Origin of the sequence: Catenuloplanes nepalensis (genome assembly GCF_030811575.1) — a bacterium.
In the GTDB taxonomy this organism is placed as follows: Bacteria; Actinomycetota; Actinomycetes; order Mycobacteriales; family Micromonosporaceae; genus Catenuloplanes; species Catenuloplanes nepalensis.
Genome location: NZ_JAUSRA010000001.1, coordinates 5289565 through 5312845, shown reverse-complemented (window position 1 = coordinate 5312845; position 23281 = coordinate 5289565). Strand labels below are relative to the sequence as shown.

Here is a 23281-nt window from a genome sequence, read left to right as displayed (position 1 = left end):
GGTGAGGAGAGCGACGTGGCGACCCCCGGGACCTTCGAACTGCTCTGCGCGGACGGCCGGTTCATCACCGTGCCGGCCGGCGTGTTCTACTTCGACGGCACGATGGCCGACCCGGTCGACCCGGCGGTGCTGACCGTCGCGCTGCAGACCCCGCGGGTGTCCGGCGCGACCGCGGTCCTGCTCACCAAGGAGACCCTCGCCAAGCTCGGCGCCGCCGACCGGGTGCGAGGCCGGCTCACCGAGATCCCGGCCCAGCTCCGCGACCGGTACGTGCTCGGCACGCTCGCCGGCGAACTCGTCGACCTGGACACCTGGCTGAGCACCACGGACTTCTTCGGCATGAGCAAGCACGCCGAAGCGGCCGGCCTGCCCGCCTCGGCACGGGTGGTGCTGCTCGACCGCAACGGCCTGGAGACCCAGAACAACCCCTCGGCGGTACGGGTGCTGCCGCGCGCCCAGGCCGCCGCACGCGAGACGCTGCGCGCCGCCCTGGAGGACGCCGCGACCCCGTCGTGGGACCGGCTCGTCGACCTCACCGCCCGGGCCGCCACGCTCCGCGGTGACCTGGGCGTCCCGATCCGGCTGCGCGGCGACGAGCAGCGCGAGTCCGCCGGCGGCGCCTACGCGCTCGCGGCCGGCATCGCGCTGTTCGGCGTGCCGGACGGCGCCGACCCGGCCGCGCTGATGCGAAAGGTGCGGCCGATCGGCGCGGACGAGGTCCTGCGCGTCTGGGGCGGCGTCGCGGTCCCCACCGACCCCGCCGGCCTGGTGACCGCGCTGGCCGCCACGCCCGGCGCCGGCGCGCTGATCCGGATCGACCCGGCCGGCGCGGACCGCCCGCGCCTCGGCTGGCTGGTGTCCCGCCCGGACGGCCTCGCCTGGATCGACCCCGAGCTGGACGGCCTCGGCGCGATCCGCTCGATGCCGCCGCAGGACGCGGTGGCGCTGCTGCGCGCGCTCCCCGGCGCGAACCCGGCCACGCTCTGGGTCGACGCGGACGGCCGCCCGGCCACCGCGATCGACGTGCCGGCCGGCACCGGCTCGGACACGGCGGAACCCGGCCGCGGCCCGGCCGATCCGGACACGACCACGCCGGACGCCTCGCGGGTGAACTCGTTCGACTCGGTCTCGTCCACGGACACCGCACTGACCTTGCCGGACGTGGCGCCCCTGGACCGGCCGGAGCTGGGCGTGGAGGTCACGCTCGGCCTGTCCGCCGAGGACATCCGGCAGGTGCTGCCGTGGCTGCCGCAGATCAACCCGAAGTACCGGACCGACCTGACGTACGAGCAGAACTGCGTGCTGACCGCGCTCGCGCTCGACATGACGCTGGCCTCGGCGGGCGACGTGCGTCATCTGCCGGTGGAGGCCGGCGGCGCGGACGGCCAGCTGCGCATCGACCTGCTGGAGGCGCGGTTCCCGGGCCGCCGGTTCGAGCCCGCGGACAGCCTGGAACAGATCCAGGCCGCGATGACGCACGGCGCGACCGGCGCAGCCGGCCGGTCGCTCCGCAAGGGCATCGTCGTGGTCCGCGGTGCGGGCGAAACGGTCTCGCACGCCTTCAACGTGGCCAGCCTCGGCAAGGACGTCGCGTTCATCGACGGGCAGACCCGCGGCCGGGCCCGGATGCCGAAGGACATCGCGGAGATCCGCTTCCTGCCCACCTCGGACGGCATCCCCAGCGTCCGCCCGGCCGTCGAACTGCCGGCGGACACCGACCCGGCCGTCGTCGAGGGCCCGGTGGAGACGTCGGCGGTGCGGCCGGAGGACGACCGGGCCGGCATGCTGATCTACCCGGACGCCATCAACCCGACCGTCATGTACGACGACCCGGCCCAGGTGACCAGCCAGGACCCGCTCTTCGCCGGCCTGCACCCGCGGCAGATCGCCCGGCTCCAGGCGATCGCCGCCGACGACATGCAGGCGCCCGTCATCAACGACGAGCTGTTCCGGCGGACCCGGAACGTCGTGATCGGCGCGGTGGACGGGCTCGGCGCGGACGACGCCCGGTTCTTCCGGGAGCTCTACCAGGCTCGGGGCGCGTTCGACGCGTTCGACCCGGCGATGCAGCGGCGCAGCATGTCCCGGGTCCTGCAGCGGGCCGAGATCGCGCCGGGCGCGGTCGGCGCCGCGGCCAGCTCCATCACCGACTTCGGCTACCGGGTGCCGTACACGGAGATCCTGATCCCGCACCCGGGTCCGTGGATCTACTCGACGTCGCCGCCGAACGACCTGGGCAGCACGCTGAACCACGTGATGGGGCACAGCAGCGTGGCCTACGTGCTGACCGACAACGAACCCAGCGGCACCCAGTCCGAGCTGCTGGAAGCGCGGATCAACCAGATCAACGAGCAGAACGCCGGCCGGGACGGCTTCATCCCGTTGCAGGTGCGCATCCGCGAGCCGCAGCTGCAGTGGAACGTCGAGCGCAACCTCTACCAGACGCGGCTCGGCGGCGCGACGTTCGTCATGGGTCACGCCGCCGGCTACCAGCTCGTCGAGATCAGGCGCGCCCGCACCGCGCCGCCGGCCGCGGCGGCGCCCCAGCCGCAGCCGGTCCGGCAGACGTACCAGCAGCCGCAGGCCACCTACACCACCACCTCCTACAGCAGCGCGCCGGCCTACTACTCCACCGCCTACTCCACCGCACCGAGCAGCAGCGGCTCGTACTACGGCACCAGCGGCAACACCGGGTCGAGCAGCTGGCAGTACGGACAGACCGGCGGCTACCCGTACACCTCCGGCGTGCCGGGGCACTACACCCAGTACTACACGGTCACCGACCCATACCCCGGCCGTCGCCGGGCCGGCGCGATCGGCGCCGACGCCGATCTCGCCACCCGGCCGGCCGGGCTCGACGCGGCCTCGGAGGCGTTGCGATTCGCCGACATCCCGCTGACCGCGGACCCGGTATCCCCGCCGGACCTGAGCGACGCGGGTCAGCTGGCCGCCGCGGTGAGCCGGGTGGAGGCGTGGTCGTCCGCGGTGGAGGTGCCCCGGGAGCGGGCCGGGGCGCTGTCGCCGGAGGACTGCGTGGAGCGTGCGTGGGGTGCGTTCATCGCGGTCCATCGCCGCACCGGGAACGTGCCGGCCGACGCGGACATGGTGGAGATGCCGACACCTGAGGCGCTGGCGTCTCGGCTCGGCGGGACGATGACCCCGCTCGACGACCCGCAGGGGCTCTGGGAGTCGATGAAGGCCGAGCCGGGTTCGATGGCGTTCGTGCGTACACCGCCGCTGAGCGCGACGGGCATGTCGCACGTGTTCGTGCTGATGTCGACCGGTGACGGCGAGATGAGAGTGCTGGACAGCCAGCGCGCGGGCGTCTCGACGGTGCCGGCGGAGCTGGCTCCCGCACCGGTACGGGTCGGTGACGCGGCGCCGGACGACCACTCCACCTGGCTGCGGGCCATCGGCACGAGCGTGCTGCGGCTGAACCCGCACGGCCAGGCGGTCGACCTGCGGGGAGCGCGACCGGCGACGGCGTCCGTCGACGCGCCGACCGGTCGTAATAAGGCCGGCGGATCCGGCCTCGAGGTGGAGTTCCCGACCATCATCGTGTTCGCCGACGGGATCCCGGACGGGGTTCGCCACGGCGACCCGCTGGTGACCCACGACAGCGGCCTGTTCCATCTCGTCGCCGAACGGGAGGATCTCTATCTCGGCCGGGACAAGCAGCTCTACCGGACACCGGAGGTGGCCCGCCAGCACGGCCAGTCCTCGGTGCGGAAGGTGTACCGGATCATTCCGGAGTTCGTGAACGCGAAGGTGATGCGCTCGGCCCCGGGCGAGACCGCCTACGTGCCGCCGGAGGCGATCTACCAGCTGCTGCGCACCGTGGCCGCGCGGGTGGAGGACGCCAGCCAGAACAATCGTCCGCTGACCGAGGCGTTCCCCGCCGCCCAGGGTTTCCACGTCGTCTCAGCGGCTCGGGCGGCGATCGTCGGCCCGCGGCCGGTGGGCAGTGAGAGCGGCGCGCGCTTCCAGTACAACCTGGCCCCGGACAAGTCGAGGCTCCGAAAGCTCCTCCGGCACGTCCAGCAGAACACCTGGAAGCCGGTCAGTGCCCGGCACCTGGCGGACGGCCTCGCGTTCGGTGACTACCTGGCCGCACGGTTCCTGGTGCGGCGCGAGCTCGGCAACGGCTGGGAGTCCACGGTGCCGTTCGGCGACGCGGCGCTCGCCGAGGCGGTCGGCCGCGATCCGCACGCGAGCCAGGTCTCCGGCTATGCCGCGCTGCTCTACGCGAACGCGGCGGCGATCGCGCACGGCGTGATCCACGACCGGTACGGGAAGGACAATCTCGCGTCCGCCGGACGCAACACGATGACGTTCGACTTCGATGAGCTCGACGATCCGGTGCGCGAGTACCTGTCCAGCAACGGCGACTTCATCGCCGGAGTCTTCCGGGACCAGGTGCAGCGGACGATCGAGGAGATCGACGACCGGGCGAGCTCGTTCCTGCGTGACCTCGGCCTGCGCAGCAAGGTGTTCCTCGCGGACCAGCCGTACAAGGTCGGCACCTACCCGGGCGAGAACGAGGAGGCGATGCGGGCGCTGTACGGCGGCACCGCGGTCACCTACCTCAAGGGCGGCCTGCGCAGTGCCAGCGAGAACCCGTTCGGCGACGTCGTGGTCGACCAGTACCGCGCGCTGCGGATCCGCCCGGTTCCGGCGCCGGACCGGACCAACGGGGAACACGCGCTGTTCGTCATCGAGGTGCGCCACTACGGAAAGCGTCTGGAGACGGTCGAGGACGCGATCCGGAACCACCAGACGCTGACCGGAATCGCCTCCGAGATCTTCTACAGGGGCGGACCGGCGGAGCCGGGTGGGCCGGTGACGGCACCCGAGCTGCTGGCCCGCCTGAACGCGGACCGCATCGTCTTCGGCTCCGGGCAGCACGAGCTCGGCGAGCAGTCCCGCGCGGCGGTGGACGATCTCGTCACGCGACTAGCTGACATGGCAATGTTCACCGGCTCCCCGCTGGACCTGCACGTCGAGGGGGGTGGCCGGGGCGGCCGGGGCGGATCGACCCAGGCGCGGGAGACCGGTGAGGACCGTATCCAGGCGGTGCTCGACCACCTGATGCCGGCGCTGCGGACCGCACTGCGCGAGCGGGGTGTGCCGGAGGACCGGGTGACGGTTCGGCCGTCCAACCGCGGTAGCGGAGACACTCGCGCGCCCGGCGCCGCGACGACAGCGGGCGACGACGACCGCCGCGCGGTGTTCACGTGGCCACGCCCGGCGCAGCGGACGGAGACGCCCGGGCGCACCGCCGCGGCCATGCTCGACCCGGCGCTCGGCCGCCGGGCCCCAGGCCAGGTGCCGAACACCGAGACCCAAGCCGGCGACGAGCTCCTCGCCGACCCGGCCGAGTCCCGGCGGCGGCAGGAGAACCCCGCGCTCACCGGGGACCAGCTGCGGACGCTCTGGCAGGACGTCGTCGCGTCCGGTGACCGGGCCGCGGGTAGCACGGGGGACCGTAGCCTCGCCGAATGCCTCGCGCTGGTGCAGGACCTGGTGCACAGGCTGCACCCGGGCGACCGGCTGGGACACCGGGTGCGTCTCGACCGCACCCGGGAGGAGCCGACGCCGGGGCGGGACGCGGAGAACTGGCTCGGCGATCGCGAGGACTGGCAGCGCTTCGGCGGCTGGACGGACCTGAGCGACCGGATGGACACGGACCCGGCTCTCGGCGCGCGGTCGATGGCCGTGGTGCTGACCGAACGTGCGGGAGCGCCGTACGGGCACGTGTACGCGGCGTACCACGCCGGTGACGACGGCGTGTTGTGGATCAACCTGACCGACCGCGGTGCGACGCCCCGGGTGGGCGCGCCGGGTGAGCTGCCGCGCGACGCCGACACGTACACCCGGGCGATCGTGATCGATCCGGCCGGCGTGGTGGTCGGGTCCGCGGAACCGGCACCGCCCGCGTCGGAGTCGCGCACCGCGCCGCTGCTGGATCCGCCGGTCAGCCAGGGCTACCGGGGCGGCGGCGTCGAGGCCGAGCGCACCATGCCGATGGTGCTGCCGGACGGTGCCGTCAACGACACCGTGCTCGCCTCCACGGTGGACGGCGGCATCGACCTGCTCTCGGACCACAAGCTGCTCTACGAGCGGGACGGCACGTACCACCTCGCCGCGGAGTACGAGGGGGAGTGGACGACCAGCGCCGACATCGTCGAGCTGCGGACCGGCGTGCTCGGCGTCCTGCCCGGCGAGGAGAACCGGATCAGGGACACCGACGAGTTCTGGGAGCAACTCGTCGACGTCGAGGACCGGTTCGAGAACGTCGACACCGAGCCCGGCCTGCCGGAGGAGAACCTCGCCGAGGTCCTCGAGGGCAGCAGCCTCCGGATGGTGCCCGGCATCGGGGACACGGTCATCGGCCTGCCGCCGGAGGGTGACGAGGGTGGCAACCACGTGCACCTCACGTTCGGCTCGCCGACCGAGCAGCTGAAGGACTTCCTGGCCGACGTCACCGAGAGGACGTGGCGGGACTCGAGCGTCACCTACGACACCGAGCTCGGGCCGGTGCGGTACCGGACCAAGGCGGGCCAGCAGGAGGGCGCCGAGTTCGGTGCCGAGGTGGCCACGCACCTCACGCAGTTCCTCGGCGCGCTCGGTTTTGCCACCCCGGGCCGGGTGAGCGGGGCCGTCGAGGGCGTCCTGACGCAGTTCTACTCGCACAGCGCCGGCTACATGGACTCCTGGACCCCCAGCCGGAACATCACGAAGGCGCACGTCGCCACGCTGTCCCGGCACGATCACCGGGTGCTGTGGGGAGACCTGCCCTGGTGGACGTCGTTCGGCCTGTCGCTGCAGGCCGACGAGATCCGCGACGCGCTCGGCCGGCTCTACCTGGACCGCAACGGCGGGTTCCTGGACCTGATGCGGCGGGCCGGCGCGAAGCACCCCGAGCTGGCCGGAATCACCCCCGAGAACTGGGCGGAGTACGGATCCCGGGAGAAGCCGAACGTCGGCGAGTACCTGGAGGCCGCGCTCACCGGCCGGGCGATGCCGCCGCAGCTGGTGTGGGGCAGCACCACCACGTTCCCGAGGCTGGACACCAACGACGGCCGGGTGAAGCACGGCCTCGCGGTGGCGGAGGTCCGCTCCTTCGGCGCCCGCCGGGTCACGATGACGCAGACCCGGGACAACTTCCGGCACCTGGCCGGCGGCATCCGGTCCCGCTACGCGGCGATCGCCGGCCTGGACCCGCTGCGGACCGTCCCGTTGCAGGAGACCGGCGACGCGGTGACCGGCTCCCCGGTCCACGCCGCGATGTTCCGGGCCGTCGCGCACGCCGCCGCCGGCAACACCGCCGAGTCCGCCCGTCAGCTGACCGCGGCCGTCCAGGCGGGCATCACCGTCGCTCAGCGCGACAAGTGGTCTTCGATGCTGGTCCTGCGCGCCGGCATGGAGCACGCGGCCGGCAACCGTGACTTCGCCGGCCGGATCTGGCGGATCGCCGCCGCGATCGCGCAGCCGGTCGCGCGCCGCTGGCTGACCGAGGACCGCACCGGCCGGTGGAACGCGTGGGCCGCGGTCGGTGACGAACTGGTCGCCGGCCAGCGCATCGACGAGCTCGGCCGGCTGGTGAACGCGCTGGAGCGCGACGCACACGGACTGCGGCCGGAGCTGGCCCTCCCCCTGTTGCGGGAGACACGGGCCCAGCGGCGGTCGGACGCCCTGCGCGCGGTGCTGAACGCCGTCACCCCGGAAGGCTTCGACCTGGCGCACATCGTGATCCGGAGCGTGCCGGGTCTGTCCCCGGCCGAGCGGCGGATGGCGGAGGCGACCAGCTTGATGCTGGCCGGCGACACCGCGGGCGCGACCGCGCTCACCGTGTCGTCGTTCGCCGCGCTGACCCCGGTGACCGCCGGGTTGTGGGCGGTGCCCATGCACCGCCTGGCGGCTGACGCCGGGGTGCCCGCGGTGTCGCGCGGGCTGGCCGACGGTGCGGTGCAGGCCTGGCTCGCGGCATCGGATCCGCAGCGCGCGTACGACGAGCAGCAGCGGTTGCAGGAGTTCTCGACGTCGGCCGGACCGGAGGTCGCGGCGTTGATCACCGAGCGGCTGGCCGCCCTCGGGCAGGACGCCGGAGCCGGACCGCGCGCCAGGGGTTTCCTCGCCGCGCTGGAACTGGCCGACCTGGACGCCGGGACGGCGCCGTACGAGTTCCTCGGCACGGACGACGCCGACGCCCGGCACGAGCAGCTGCTCGGCATGCTCGGCGACGGGCCCGGCTCGGACTCCGACTCGGACGTCGCGATGATGGACGATCGGCCGGAGTTCGGTGTCCGTACCGTGCAGAGCCTCTGGCAGTTGACCCAGCAGGTCACCGACGGCGGACCGCGGGACGTGGTGGTCCGGAACACGCTGCGCGCCGTCGTGACGGTGGCGTCCGGGGCGCCGGTCAACACGCTCGGCGGATACGCCGGGATGCTCCTTACGCACCAGGCGCACATCGACGACGCCACCGTGCTGCTGGACGCGCTGCGCGGACAGAACCTGGACGCGCGGGTGGCCGGCGCGGTGACCGCCGTCGAGAACCTGGCCCGCCAGGTAGCGACCTCCCTGTCCGGGCCCGCGGCGCCGGGGCGTACCGCCGAGGCCCTGGTCGATGCGCCGCTCGGGCAGCGCAGGGCGGGCATGTACCCGAATCGTGGCGGGTCCGCGGCGCGGTCGCGCAGGCGTGCGGCGTACCCGGACGGCACCGTCGGCGTGGCCGCGGACGGTTCCTACGTGGTGGCCGCACCGGCCAGCCCGCGGAATCCGAGACGTGCGCGCTTCGACGTGTTCGGTCCGGACGGCCGGCCCCGGGGCATGATGCAGGCGCTGACCAGGCAGGGTGACGACTGGTCCGGCGCGGAGGAATTGTTCAACTACTCCGGGGTGCCGGGCGCCCTGGACCTGACGACGCTGCACCTGACCGCCAGGAGCCAGCAACCGTACTTCCGGTCGCTGATGGTCAGCAACACCAAGGTCCAGCACATCCGCCGGGAGTCGTACCGGATGACGGAGCTGGCGGTCCCGGCCAACGCGAACTATCAGGAGTTCGAGCAGGACCGGCGGACGGCGCACGACATCGCGCGAGCGCGGCTGGAAGCGCGAGGGTGGACGCTCCCGGACCGCAACGGGCGACTGTCCCGCCCGGCATGGACGAGTACCGATCCCGGCTGGGCGCCGGTGGACGCCACGACCGGTGAGCCGTTGTCCGTGCTGACCGAGACGCTGGACGGCCTGGTCACGCGCCGGGTGTCCGGCTGGTTCACCGACGACGGTACGTTCGAGGTGGTGCATCCGGGCACCGGGCGGGTGGTGCGGCGGCTCGAGTCCTGGACCGGCGTGGACGGGGTCGTGCGGTGGACAGTGGCGCCGCTGTCCGCGGAGGAGACGCGGCACTACGACGGACTCGCCGCGCGGTTCGGCGCGGCGTCGGGTGCCGACCTCGTGCAGTCGATCGTGTCGCAGGGCATCAGTCTGCGCGGGGACGTCGAGCTCCCGGGCTTCTCGCTGTACCGGCTGACGATCGGTAGCCGCTTCGTGCAGGTGCGCGCGATGGTCGATGCCGGCGGCCGGGTGGTGCGGGCGCTGCGCCCACTCGCCATCGACGGTGACCGCTTCCGCGCGAACGACTACCGCATGGTCAGGGACCTGACCGAGGGTGGATGGGCGGTCCGGCCCGGACATCAGGACCGCTTCAGTGAGACCGGCCGGCGCCTGGAGCTGAACCCGTACCACCCCGGCGGGCGGACGGCGCTGGTCCAGGCGCATCAGGCGTACCAGCGGGCGGCGGGACCGTCGTCCGCGTACGGTGCGATGACGGATCCGTACGCGGGAGGCCGCCGGTCGGGTGCGGTCGACGCGGGCGCGGATGTCGGTGTGCGGCCGGGCGGTCTGGACGTCGCGGTCGAGGCGCTGCAGGTCGCGGGCGTGTCTCCGCTGGAGGCGCCGGTGACGCGGCCGGATCTGACCGAGGCGGACGGCCTCGCCGGTGCGGTCGACCGGGTGCGCCGGTGGACCGCGCGGGTGGAGGTGCCGGCGGGTACGGGCGTGGATCCGGCCGGGTTGCCGCCGGAGGACTGTGTCGAGCGCGCGTGGGGCGTGTTCATCGCGGCGCACCGGCGGTCCGGGAACGCGGCGACGGGTGCCGACCTGGTGGAGCTGGCGACGCCGGAGGCGTTGGCGGCCCGGCTGGGCGGGTCACTGTCGTCGTTGCCGGATCCGGCGACGTTCTGGAGGTCGATCGGTGATACCTCCGGGTCGATGGTGATGGTCCGGACGCCTCCGCGCGCGGGCGGAAAGTCGCACGTCTTCTGGGTGATGTCGTTTGGTGACGGCGTCGTCACGGTGTGGGACAGCCAGCGGGCCGGGGTGTCGGATCACCCGATCCGGCTGGACTCGGTGCCGTGGGTGACCGGGCGCGGTGGTGCGGCTTTCGCGGAGTTGCCGGCGGAACTCGACTCGGTGGCGGAGTACCTGACGTGGATGCGTACGCCGGAATCGTCGACGCTGTCGCTCGACGGGCGGGGCACCGCACCGCATGCATCTCCGGACCTCGGCACGGAACAGTCACAGTGGACGGGCGACCCGTCGTTCGACGCCCGGGCCGTCGAGGTCCCGCCGAGTCGCGTGGAGGTCACCCCACGTACCGTGCTCACAGCGCCGCTGACCGCGGACCAGTTCGGGGCGCTGGGCGAGTGGGCCCGCACCCGGACCGGCGTGACCGACCCGGCGTACTGCGAGGTGCTGCTCGGCGAGGTCTACCACCGGCTCTACGCGCACCCCACCTCCGCGTTCCTCGACCGGCGGCCGGCCTCGGGGACCGCCGACGACTCCGTGCTCACCACCGGCCCGCTCGCCGGGATGGGGGACTGGACCTCCTGGCCCCGGCTGGGCGGCGAGGCCTGGGCCACCGCCTGGACCGTGGTCCGCGGTGCGCGGGGACGCTCGGTCTTCGCCCGCGCCGGCCGCCCCGGCGCGATCGGGCACGCGGTGGTGCTGCACCACGCGGCGGACGGCAGCGTCTGGGTCGACAATCTCACCGCCGGCGGTGAGCGCTGGCGGATGACCTCGCCGGACGACATCCGCGACCTCCCCACCGGCCTGGACGTGCGTGCCTACGTCACCGAGGCCGACGGCCGGCGGTCGACGGACGCGCGCCTGGTCTCCGAGCCGGAGGCCGACTCCGTCGCCCGGGCGATCACCGACCCGATCGACCCGCGGACCGCGGGCGCGGGCGTCGTGGGCCGGGAGAAGGAGCTGCCCTACCTGGCGCTGTGGTTCCCGCCGGACTTCGTCGGCGACAAGCTGGGGACGACGCTGGTCCGCGCCTCGACGTTCCGCTACATCGCGGACGAGCACGACAGCGACGATTACGCGTACCACATCGAGGAGGTCGGCAAGCCGGCCACGCCGCGGACGCCGGGCACGCACACCGTCGGGTTCGAGGCCTACCTCCAGGAGAGCGCGGCGGCGCAGGATCTGCTGCGGTCGCTGCCCACGGGCGGCCGGACGCTTCAGGAGATCTTCGGAGCCGACCCCCGGTTCCACGTGCCGGCGAACGCCGCCGGCGTCCGCGTGATCCCCCGGCTCACGCCGGACCCGGCGAGCACGCACTTCACCTCCGCCGCGGACGTCACGTTCAACCAGTTCACCGCGGACATCCGGCTGAGCGGTATCCCCCAGTTCTTCACCTGGCTGCGCAACAACAGCACGCAAGGGTACGCCGAGATCGTCCGCTCGCAGGTGGCCGGTTCGCTGATCGCGGCCCGGTACGCGGCGGCGTACCCGAACGCCTCGGCGAAGACGCTCCTCAAGCTGGAGGGCGTGATGGCCGCTATGCACCTGACCGGCATCGCGCTGGCCCGGTCGCAGGCGACGGCCGACCTCTACGCGAACCAGGGTGCCGGCAAGCTCTTCGTGATCTCGGTGCCGCGCGTCCGGCGGTTCAGCCTGTTGCGTGCCGCGCTCCCGCAGACGGTGCGCAACTGGCTGCACACCAACCGGAACCGAATCATTACGGATTTCGCAGCCGGTGAGGCGTTCCGGCTGCACGGCTCACCGTCGCCCACCCAGCTGCTGCAGATGGGCGCCGGTACCGACACTGGCGTGGTCGACGGCCTGCTGGCCTTCCTGCAGAGCAACCCGGCACGCGACCCACGCGTCTCGGCCTCGCTCGGCGTGAAGACGACCCTGAGTGCGCTGCGGCCAAACTCGTCGGACGCGAGCGACCCGTACGTCCCCTGGGAGCTGCGGAACGTCGGCGCGTCGGGGGACACCTTCCGGGAGGCGCCGTGGGGTGGGCGCACCTCGCAGTTCGCCCGCGCCACCGTCGGCCGCCCGCTGATGAAGGACAGCCGGTCCGTCGAGTGGATGCGCGACGTGAGCCGGTTGAGCCGGACGGCCGGTGCACCGGCCGGCGGCGGCGGGCTCGGCAACGCCGGTGTGCGAGAGGTCGGCGGCAACACATACTTCCAGGACGACCTCGGCGAGTGGCATCGCTACCACGAGAACGGGACCTGGTCCTGGTACGGCACGCAGGCGCCCGCCGAGCCGGCGCCCGTCGTCCAGGACGACTACGACGAGTCCTACGTCGAGGAGATGGGCTCGCTCTCCCTGCTGAGCAGCAGCTCGTCGTCGTCGAGCGAGCCGGCCGGGCGGTCGCCGGGGTTCTACAACGGCCCCACCGGTATCCGGTACTACTACGACGGCACCGCGTGGTACATGATCCTCGACAACGGCACCACCGTGGCGATCAGCCGGGAACCGCAGATCTTCCGGATGGATCTCGGCACCAGCCGGGCGCCCGCCGCGCTCAACCTCGCGTCCAGCCTGCTCGGCGCGCTGCCGGCCGCGGGGATGCGGACGGTGCTGGAAGCGCTGGAGCGGCGGATGCCGGAGCTGAGGACCGCGGCCGCCGGTGAGCGGTGGGAGGCGTTCCTCCAGCTGGCGGCCGACCTCACGCCGGCGTCGGTCACCGACGCCACGCTGGAGTCCACGAACATCAAGGCCCAGACCGCGCTCGGTGCGTACGACTTCGCCCGGCTGGACTTCGGCGACCTGCCGCCGGTCGACCGTTTCGTGGCGGACCTGCTCCCGCCCCCGATCACCGCGTCGACCGTGCTGGCGCCACCACTGACCGTCCCGCAGTTCGGGCAGCTGGCCGACCTGGCCCGCGGCCGGGTCTCGCCGGACGAGCCGGCCTACTGCGAGCTGTTGCTCGGCGAGGTGCACGACCGGCTCTACCTGCATCCGACGTCGGCGTTCCGGGACCGGCCGGTGCGCTCCCAGGCCGTGGACGATTCGGCCGTCGGCCGGGGCGCGCTGGCCGCGATGGGGGACTGGCGGTCCTGGCCGCGCCTGCCGGGCCTGGCCTGGGACACGGTGTTCGACATGCTGAGGGCGGAGCGGGGCCGGTCCGCGTTCGTGCGGGCAGGGCTGCCGGGCCGGACCGGGCACGCGGTGTTCCTGCATCACGCGGCGGACGGCACGATCTGGGTGGAGAACCTGGACCGGGCCGGGAACCGGTGGCAGATGCGGCACCGTCACGACCACGGCGGGCTGCCGAGCGGCCTGGACACGCGGGCCTACCTCACCGAGCCGGACGGCCGGCAGATCACCCAGATCTCCACGGCGACCGGGCCGGACGGCCTGCTGGAGCCGATCGCCCCGGTGGCCGAGTCCGACTCGCTGGCGCGGGCGCTGACGGATCCGGCCGATCCGCGGACCGGTGCGGCGGGTGTGGTCGGCCGGGAGAAGGAGTACCCGTTCCTGGCGCTGGAGTTCCCCGAGGACTTCACCGGCGATCCGGTCAGCACGGTGCTGGTCTCGGCCGGCACGTTCCACCTGACCGGCGACTCGCACTTCAACGACGTGTACCGCTACCACATCGAGGAGGGCAGCGAGCCGACCACGAGGCAGGCCGCGGCGAACCCGGGCCTGCCCACGCTCGACCTGTACACCGAGCAGAGCAGGGCGGCGCAGGACCTGCTGCGTCAGGTGCCGGCCGAGGGCATGACGCTCCAGCAGATCTTCGGCGCGGACCCGCGGTTCACGGTGCGGCCCGGGGCGGAGAACGTGCGGGTGGTGCCGCGGCTGACGCCCAACCCGGACCCGGCCGCGGAGTTCGCGCACGCCGCGGACGTCACGCTCAACCACTTCACGCCCGACATCCGGCTGAGCGATCTGACCCGGTACTACTCCTGGCTGGCGGCGAACAGCGTCACCGGCTACCAGGAGCTCACCCGCGCGCTCGTACGCGGGTCGGCCTTCGCCCGGGACTTCCAGGTCGCCCACCCGGACGCTCCTGAGAAGGAGGTCCGCAGGGTCGCCGGTGTCGCCGCGACCGCCTACCTGTTCGCGCTGGGCATGGCGCGCGCGAACAACCCGAACAACCCGCCGACCAGCCTGCCGCTGCCGAAGCGGTTCCTGTCCACCGTGGTGCGCGTGGACCCGGCGCTGTTGCGTGGCGGTGGCCTCTCCGCCGCGGCGCAGACCTTCCTGCACGACCACCACCAGGACTTCCTGGGCATCTTCGCGGGTACGGAGGCACCGCTGCTCTACGGGCAGCACACCCCCACCGGGATCCTCGGTCTCGGGCAGCCCGGCGCGCCGACCGTGCGGGACATGCTGCTCAACTTCCTGCACCGCAACCCGCCGCGGATCGTCAGCACGCGGCAGACGATGGGCGTGAACCTGGTCAAGGGCCTGCTGCCGAACGCGACCGACCCGAACGATCCCTACGTGGCCGCGGAGGCCCGCAACGTGGGCCAGGCCGGGGACAGCTGGCGGATCCCGGCGTACGGCGGCCGGGCCGAGGACATCCGCGGGGCGCAGGAGGGCGACCCGGGCGGCACGACGGTGATGACGGAGCCGCGGGCGCAGGAGTTCATGCGCATGCTGGCCGAACTCAGCGAGAGCGACCAGGCGTACGGCAGCGGCGCGGGCCGCAGCGTGCACGACGGCGCCGAGTACTTCCAGGACGACCTGCACCGCTGGCACGTCAACCAGAACGGTGTGTGGTCGCTCCACCAGGACGGTGCGACGGCGCCGCAGGGCCACGAGGACTTTCTCGGGCTGACCGACGACGTGGGCGAGATGACGCTGCTGTCCAGCAGCGAGTCCGATTCGGACTCCGAGCCGGCGCGGCCCCGGCAGGAGTTCCGCCAGACGCCGAGCGGCTTCTACTTCCGCGACGGCGACCAGTGGTACGTCATGACGGCCACCGGCGACTACGTGGAGTCGTCCGCGCCGGACGAGCCCGAGGCGGTCGCGCGCACGTCAGTCGAGGGCCTGCTCGACCCGCCGCTCGGCCGCCGGCAGTCCGGCATGCGGACGCCGCCCGCAGCGGGGGACCGGACGCCCCGGTCGTTGACCGGCGAGATGCCGCCGTACACCGTGGGCGTGGCACCGGACGGCTCCTACGTCGTGGCCAGGGCGCCGAAGGGGAACGAGAACCAGCCGCACGGCTTCACCGGCTTCGACGTGTACGGTCCGGACGACCTGCCGCGAGGTGCCATGGAGGCGCGGACCGAGGAGGCCGGAGACTACGTCGCCACGTCCTCCCTGCAGAACCACTCGGACGTGCCGAGCGCCCTCGACCTCGCGACCTTCTTCGCGACCGGCGTCAGCGGGCAGCCCTACTTCCAGTCGATCTCGGTGATCAACGAGAAGGTCCAGGGCATCCGCGAGAAGGACTACGGCATGACGCCGATGCCGAACTCGACCAAGGGTTCCCGCAACTACCGTCAGCTGCGGGAGACCACCCACGCGATCGCGCGGAAGCGTCTGGAGAGCCGCGGGTGGACGCTGCCCACCGAGGTGTTCGAGGTCGCGCAGCGACTGCAACCGCCGTGGAGCAGCGCGGACCCGGCCTGGGCACCGGTCACGGCCGGCGGGCCGCTCGACATCGTGACGGAGACGCTGGACGGCGGCGTGACCCGCCGTGTCTCCGGCCGGCGCGATGCTCAGGGCATGTTCCAGGTGGTGAATCCGGCGACCGGCGCCGACATGCACGTGCTCCGCTCCTCGACCGCGCCGGACGGCACACTGCGGTGGACGACCGAGGCGCTATCGCCGACCGACCTCCGGTACTTCACCAAGGTGGCGCGCGAGTGGGGCTGGACCGCGGCGAGCGGTCTCCGCGAGCGGATCAAGCACAAGATCCAGAAGCGGGCCGGGCTGCGCGACGACGAGGCCAAGGCCCACGACTTCGTCGCCTCGATCGTCACGGAGGACGGGCGCCTGCGTGACGACCTGGTGCTGCCCGGCTTCGGCCTGTACCGAATGGAGTGGAACGGCCGCACCATCCTGGTCCGGGCCATGGTCGACGCGGACGGCCGGGTCGCCCGGGTTCGCCGGCCGCTTCGGATCGACGAGGACCAGCAGCGGTACCGCGGTCACGAGTACCTCACCGCGTTGCGGGCGGCCGGTTGGACCATCCGCACCGGCCACGGCAGCAGCATGGACGCCACCGCGCGGGTTCTCGTGCTGGACCCGTACAGTGGCACCGCTTGGAGGTCGCTGACCGAGGCATATCAGGCCGGTCCCGGCCGCGGATCCGACGCGGCACCGTTGACCGACCCGCTCCTCGGGCAGCAGCGTTCGGGCGCGATCAGCGCCATCAGCGCCATCAGCGACGGCGGAGTGGCCGGTGCGCGCCCGGAGAGCCTGCGGATCACGGCCGAGGCGCTGCGCTTCGCCGACGCGCCGCTGACCGCGCCGCCGGTGGCCGCGCCGGACCTGACGCACGCCGATCAGCGGCGCGCCGCGGCGGACCGGGTGGCCCGGTGGACCGCCGCGGTGGAGATCAGGACCGATGCGGCGCGGTCCCGGGTGACGCCGGAGGACTGCGTGGAGCGCGCCTGGGGCGTGTTCATCGCCATGCACCGGCGCACCGGCAACGTGCCGGGCGACGCCGACCTGGTGGAACACCGGACGGCGGAGGGTCTCGCGCAGCGGCTGGGCGGGGCGCTCAGCCCGTTCGCGGACGCGACGGCGCTGGAGACGTGGCTGACGGAGCGTCCCGGCCGGATGACGCTGGTGCGCGTACCCCCGGCGGACGGCGGCATGGCCCACGTCTTCTGGGGCATCTCGTTCGACGGCTCGACGGTGACCTGGCTGGACAGCCAGATCACCGGCGCATCGGCGGAGTCGTTCCGGCCGGGCGCCGGGACCGGCGAGAACTCGGCGATGGTCCGCCGTCTCGGCTCCTCGGCGCTGCTGCTGGACGAGCGCGGGACGGTCACGCCGCTGCCGCCCGCCCTGTCCGCCGTCTCGAACCCCTGGCCGCTCGCGTCCTCGACGGTTCCCGACGCCGAGGCGATGACCATCCCGGTGCCCGGCCGCCAGCGTGCGGGCGCGGGTCCGTCCGACGGGATGTTCGGCTCCGCCACACGCTCGTTCCCGGGGATGCGCCGCGGCGGGCCGTCCCAGGATCCGTATCTCATGGCCGTGTCCGGGCACCCGAACGACGAGGTCATGGAGGTGCCCGGGTCGGAGGAGACGGATCCGCTCCCGGCCTTGGCGCGGATGTGGCGGGAAATAGACGACGCCTGGAGGTCGCACCGGCGGGAGAGGTCGGCGACCGCCAGGGCCGCCCTCGTCGAGGACATCCAGGAGCGGACCGCCGACCTGCGCGTGGCAGCCAGGGACGCCGCGACGTTCCTCACCGCTCCCTCCCGCAGCCTGCAACGAGGTCAGCGGCATCGGGAACGGGCGCTGGCCGACCTCGACAGGCACATCGACCGGCTGGAGCAGCGCGGCGACCGCGCGAACCAGGTGGCAGCCGCCCGGGCCTACCGCGGCCTGCTCGACGCGCAGCTCAACATGATCCGTCATGAGCTGACCAACCGCGCCGTTCACCGCGCCACCCAGGACATGGTGGCGGGCGCGCGGGATCTCCGGCTCGTCGAGCTGCTGCGGCAGGCTCCGGCGGACACGACCGCGGAGGTCCAGGCCGAGCGCGCGGCCGTCGAGGCGGCCATCCGTAACGTGCCGGCCAGCGCTCGCGTGGCCGCGGACGTCCTGCGTCAGCGTCTCGCCACCATCGACGCCGACATGGCGCTGTACAACTCGCTCCGCGACCGGACCGACTGGAACGCGCTGAACGACGCGCCGGCCACCGCGCTCATCCTGGCCACTCGCCGTGGGCGGGAGTTCGCGTCACGGGAACGAACGGCCGCGATACAGAGGTTCGAGGGAGTCGGCTGGGACTGGCTCCGCGGCTATCCCCGCACCGGCAGCTCCGCCTTCCGATCCATTCTCGACCGCGCACACGACTACATGGCGGCGAACTACGTCGTGGTCACCATGCGCAATCTCGGTCGTGTGGTCCGCCCGGGCGAGACCATCCTCGACGAGTTGCTGTCCGGCCCGGACGCCAGGATCCAGAACCTGTGGGAACTCGGCCGGGACAACGATTCGGCGAATTTCGCCATCCGCGGTGCGACCGAGGAGCGTCTCGGCTACGCGGCGACCGTGCGCCGGGACCCGACCACGGGCGGCACGTTCCAGACCTACCGGGCCGATCGCGACCTCGACGTCTTCGCGCCGACCGACGAGGGGCGCCGGGACCTCCCGAAGTACGCGGGGTTCGTGTCCCCGCTGCGCGTCGCGGGTCTCGGGGCGTACGGATCGGCTGCGTTCTTCTGGAACCAGGCGATCCGTGGGCGATCGACGGTCACACCACGCGACAGCTTCACGCCGGGCCTCGGCGGCACCGGCGGGTACAGCAGCATGCAGGACCTGTATCCACTGCTGGCGTACGGCGACGAGGACGTCGTCCGGCTGCTGCTGGCGGAGGCGACCGGCTTCGTGCACGACCCGGAGATGCGGGAGAACGTGGAGCGCGGCGACGTCGCCCGGGGCAGGACGGTGACCGGCTACTTCGAGGCTCAGATCCACGGCGACCTCGGGTGGCCCGATCTCGAGCGGGTCGTGGTCAACCCTGCGCTCATGCTGCGCATGAGCCCGGAAGCGGCGAGGGAGGAGACGGCTCGCCAGACCGCGCGCCTTCGCGACTTCGCCCGCCGGCACGGCTTCGGCTTCGGGGTGGAGGTCTTCCGCCCGGCCGGTGCAAGCCCCGAGCGCAGCGCCGCCGGCCCGAGCACCCGTCCGCCGGTGACCACCCCCAGACAGGGTGGTTCCCGGCGCAGCTCCTCCGTCTCGGCCCGCAGGCCGTCCACCTCCTCACGTCCGGTATCGCTGCACGGCGGCGCGAACGCCCCCGATACCGGGGAGACCCGGTCGCTCCGGGATCGTTTCATCCTGCCCGAGGATCGACGCAGTTCCAGGTCCTCCTGGGAGCACCACCAGATCTGGCGCGTGAAGGCCGTGCAGAAACTCCCGGACGAGCTGCGGATGCTGGGCGGGGGCAGCACCCAGGAAAGGATCGACCGCCTGGTCGAGCAGGTGTTCCAGGCGGAGCCGCGGATCAGCGAGGTGCTGGAGAGGTTCCCCAGCTCGCCCGCGGCCAAGAGCTGGCAGGAGGCACTGCAGGGGCTGGACAAGCTGACCGGCACGCCGGAATCCGGCGTGGTCACCGAGGTCGTCCGTAGTTTCGTCCGGGCGGCGGCAGACGTGATCCGGATCGACCGGACCGCGACCGTCGCGCTGTCGAAACTCTCCCTGGGCCTGCCCGCGCCGGCCCGCGATGTGGCCGCGCCGCGCGGATTCGGCGACTGGACCGTGAGTGACCTGCCGGCGATGACCGCCGGCCTGAAACGGCCGGTGCTCACCGCCGACCTGAGCGGCACCACTTCGCACGCGCTCGACCAGCTGGACACGGCGCTGCACGAGCACGAGTGGTGGGGCGAGGTGCCGATCGTGGTCGCCTCGATGGGTACCCAGCCGAACGCCGAGCGCCTCGAGGTGCTGCGCGAGCGGTTCCGTCCGGTCGTCATCCAGCAGTCGATGACCTCGGACTTCCAGATCTCCTGGAAGCTGATCGGTCAGGACGGCGGCACGGTGGCCGAGACGGAGCTGAACAGGACCCTGTTCGAGGGCGCGTCCGCACTGCCCGCGACGCCGCACGGCACCGCGCTGCCGCCGGTGCTGGCCGGGCTGCTCACCGCCGGTCGCGGCGCCGCCGCGTTCCATCGGGACAACGAGCAACAGCTGAAGGACCCGGGGGTACGCGACGCGCTCGAAACGCTGATCGCCGGGTTGCCGGAGGGCACGCCGCTGGCCGCGCGTGTCCGCGGCGCCGGTGTCGCGCTCGCGCTGGACGGCGCCTCCACGGCCCGCCCCGCCCCGGCCGCCACCCGGCCACTGGACCCGGAACCGGCCTACACCGGCGGCCCGGTGCCCGCCTCGTTCGCCCACGACTACATGGCCCAGACCGGCACCCGCAAGGAACGGTTCGCGATGGACGGCCTGCTCTTCCAGATGGTGATGGCCGGTGCACTGCGCCCGGACCAGGCCGTGACGCTGATGCGCGCGGCCGAGCACAACGGCGGTGACCGGGCCGCGGCCACCGCGTTCGAGGTGCTGTTCGAGGTGCTGTCGCTGCCGGAGACGGTCGCGAACGCGGACCCGGAGACGGACCCGCGGCTCACCGAGATCTTCGGGCGGCTGCGGAAGGTCACCGACACCACGCGCAGGGCCGGCGAGGCGCCACCGGAGTGCGTGGAGCCGGACGACCGGGTCGCGTTCGTCCCGCGCGGCGACGCGACCCGCGACTGGCTGATCGCGAACGGCAGGCCGGCCGCGGCCGCGCTCGTCGAGGTCTTCACCCACAAAATCGGCAACTGCTGACCCGGGAGTCCGACATGACCCTTCCCCTGACGCAGCGTGTCATGGACGCGATCTGCCTCGACCACATCGTCCCCACCCCCACCGGCCTGCACCTGCGCCGGGACGGGATGGCCGCGCTGCTCGACGACCAGCTGCTGACCGAGGCGCTGGACCTGACGGCGCCGGACGGATACGCCTACGTGACCCTCGGCAAGGGCATGGAGGACACGTTCGCCGACGTGCGGGACGCCACCACCGCCTGGGCGGACGGTGTCCGGACCGCCGGTGCGGCGGGCACGCACGCGCAGCGCGTCGCCCGGAACCTCTTCTACCAGTTCATCAACGGCCACCCGGGTACGGCGCTGGACCGCATGGTCGAGCGTCTGATCGGCGAGACCGGGCTCTCCCCGGCCGAGCTGATCGCCCGCGCGGACGCGAGCGGGCTGCCGGTCGACTCGATCGGGCGCGACCTGCCGCCGGACCTGGTGGACCAGCAGCGGCTGATCGGCTTCTCCCGGGACATGCGCATCGTGCCGGTCGAGGAGGCGTACCTGATCCGGGTCGTGCCGAGCCGGCACTGGGCGGGACCGGACCCGTTCGCCGGCGAGTCCGCGGAGTCCCTCGCCCGGGTGCTGTCGGCCGCGTACCCCTCCGCTCGCCTGGTCTTCCTCCCGGACGGGACGATGCGCGCCGGCCTGCCGGAGACGCTCGCCGATCACCTCTACGGCGACGCGCTGCGGTCTTTCGGCCGCGCGCTCGACGCGCAGGATTTTCCCGAAACCTTTCAAACCCTTCAGCGGTACGGGGACCTGCTCGCCGCCATGGCCGCGACCCCGGTCGGCACGGAGCCCGGGTCGAGGGCCGGCACGCAGGCGCTGATCCGGATCGGCGACCAGGTGACGCTCGCGAACCACGACGCGCACGGCATCTCGTTCCTGAATCTGGGCCCGGACCTGGCCGGCGGCGTCACCACGCCGTTCGCGGCGCGGCCCGGCGCGATCGACGTCGCCGTGCTGGACGGCCTGATGACGCTGCCCGAGCGCCTCCTCGACCTCAACCTGACCCAGCCCGCCCCGGCCCCGGCCCACCCGCTGCTGCCGATCCGCCACGCCGGCCCGATCACCCTGCACCGCGATCTCGGCAACGGCCACACGCTGGACCGCATCGGCGCGGTGCCGGAGCCGGTCATGAGCCGCGTCGAGAAGGCGCTCGCCGGTGTCGGGCAGTCCGGCATCGTGCTCCGTCCCGGCACGCTCACCGGCGCCGAACTGGCCGCGCTCGACCAGCAGCTGTTCCAGCACCTGTACAACGGCGGCCGGCCCATCGTCGTCACGCTCGGCAAGGTCGACGACGAGCTGCGGCAGCTCGCGGAGCGCCGCGAGACGCCGGTGCTGCACCAGACCGCCGGTACCGGCATGTTCAGCCTGGACAACATGTGGGCCGCGGTCGGCGGCTCGGTCGCGGTGCAGCCGGCCAAGGAGATCACCGCGGACGTGCTGCAGCCGTACGCCGGCCGTCGCATGTCCGAGCGCCCGCGCCCGCCGGAGAAGGTGGCCGAGTACCTCAGCACGCCGCTGGAGGACGTCCAGGCGATCCGCACCCTGCTGAGGCAGGACGGCGGAACGCTGCGCACGCTACTGCCGCAGATCGACGAGCAGGGTGCCCGGCCGCAGACGTTCGCCGCGCACGCGGCACTGCTGCGCGTGTTCGACGAGGATCCCGCGTTCGCGGAGCGGCTGCTCGAATACCGCGTTGGTGGCGTGAACAACGCCGACCGGCTCTTCGCCGCCGCGGCCGACAAGATGACGCTGGCGCCCGAGGCCCGGGACGAGGCGTTCGCGGACATCGAGGCGATCACGCTGGGTGTGCTCGACGACGGCGCCAGCCGCGGCATCCTCCGCGGGATCCAGATGCTGGCGCAGGGGCACGGCTACGAGCGGGCGAAGCAGGAGATCTTCAAGCACCGCAGCTACCTGCCGGACGACGGCCGCGCCAAGTGGGTGCGCCTCGCGGCGACGCTCCGGCCGGTGATGCTGTCCAAGTACGGCCACGTGCCGAACTTCCTCGACGACTTCGACCGTACGGTGGTCTACGTGCAGGAGTGCTGACCGCCCTCCCCTGTGGACTCCACGTGCCCGCTCGTCAGGTGTCCCAGACGGTGGCGAGGCGGGCGAAGGTCTCGGGGTCGCTGTGCAGGGGGATGACGCACAGGAGGTGGCCGCCGGGGGCGCGGAGGATGCGGCAGTCGAGCCAGCGGTCGATCTCCTCGGCGCCGAGCGCGATCAGGCGGGCGGTCTCCGCGTCCAGGTCGTCGGTCTCGATGTCGAGGTGGTAGCGCGGGCCGCCGTCGTCGAGGGCCTGGACGGCCAGCGACAGATCGGGCAGCGCGCCGCGCAGCGACGTGAACTGGGGCTCATCCGGGCTGGGCGTGGCCGGCACGCCCAGCGCCCGGGACCAGAACGTGGCCGCCCGCTCCGCGTCGGCACGCGGGGTGTCGATGAGCCAGGTGGAGAGCCGGCTGCGATGCATGAGCGCC

3 protein-coding genes are annotated in these 23281 nt (G+C 72.9%); 2 read left to right on the top strand and 1 reads right to left on the bottom strand.

Annotated features, from left to right (window positions below; all coding sequences use genetic code 11):
- Window positions 1-15 precede the first annotated feature (15 nt).
- Both J2S43_RS23040 and J2S43_RS23035 read left to right on the top strand, forming a co-directional pair.
- Window positions 16-20766: a hypothetical protein gene (locus J2S43_RS23040; protein ID WP_306832480.1), complete on the top strand. Its 20751-nt coding sequence runs from the start codon at window positions 16-18 to the stop codon at window positions 20764-20766.
- A gap of 14 nt (window positions 20767-20780) precedes the next feature.
- Window positions 20781-22853, top strand: a complete 2073-nt coding sequence (locus J2S43_RS23035) for a hypothetical protein (RefSeq protein WP_306832479.1) — start codon at window positions 20781-20783, stop codon at window positions 22851-22853.
- Between the two features lie 34 nt (window positions 22854-22887).
- Here J2S43_RS23035 and J2S43_RS23030 read toward each other — a convergent pair whose 3' ends face one another.
- The gene (locus J2S43_RS23030) at window positions 22888-23274 is read right to left on the bottom strand and encodes a VOC family protein (RefSeq protein WP_306832477.1); all 387 of its coding nucleotides are present in this window, start codon (window positions 23272-23274) and stop codon (window positions 22888-22890) included.
- Window positions 23275-23281 lie beyond the last annotated feature (7 nt).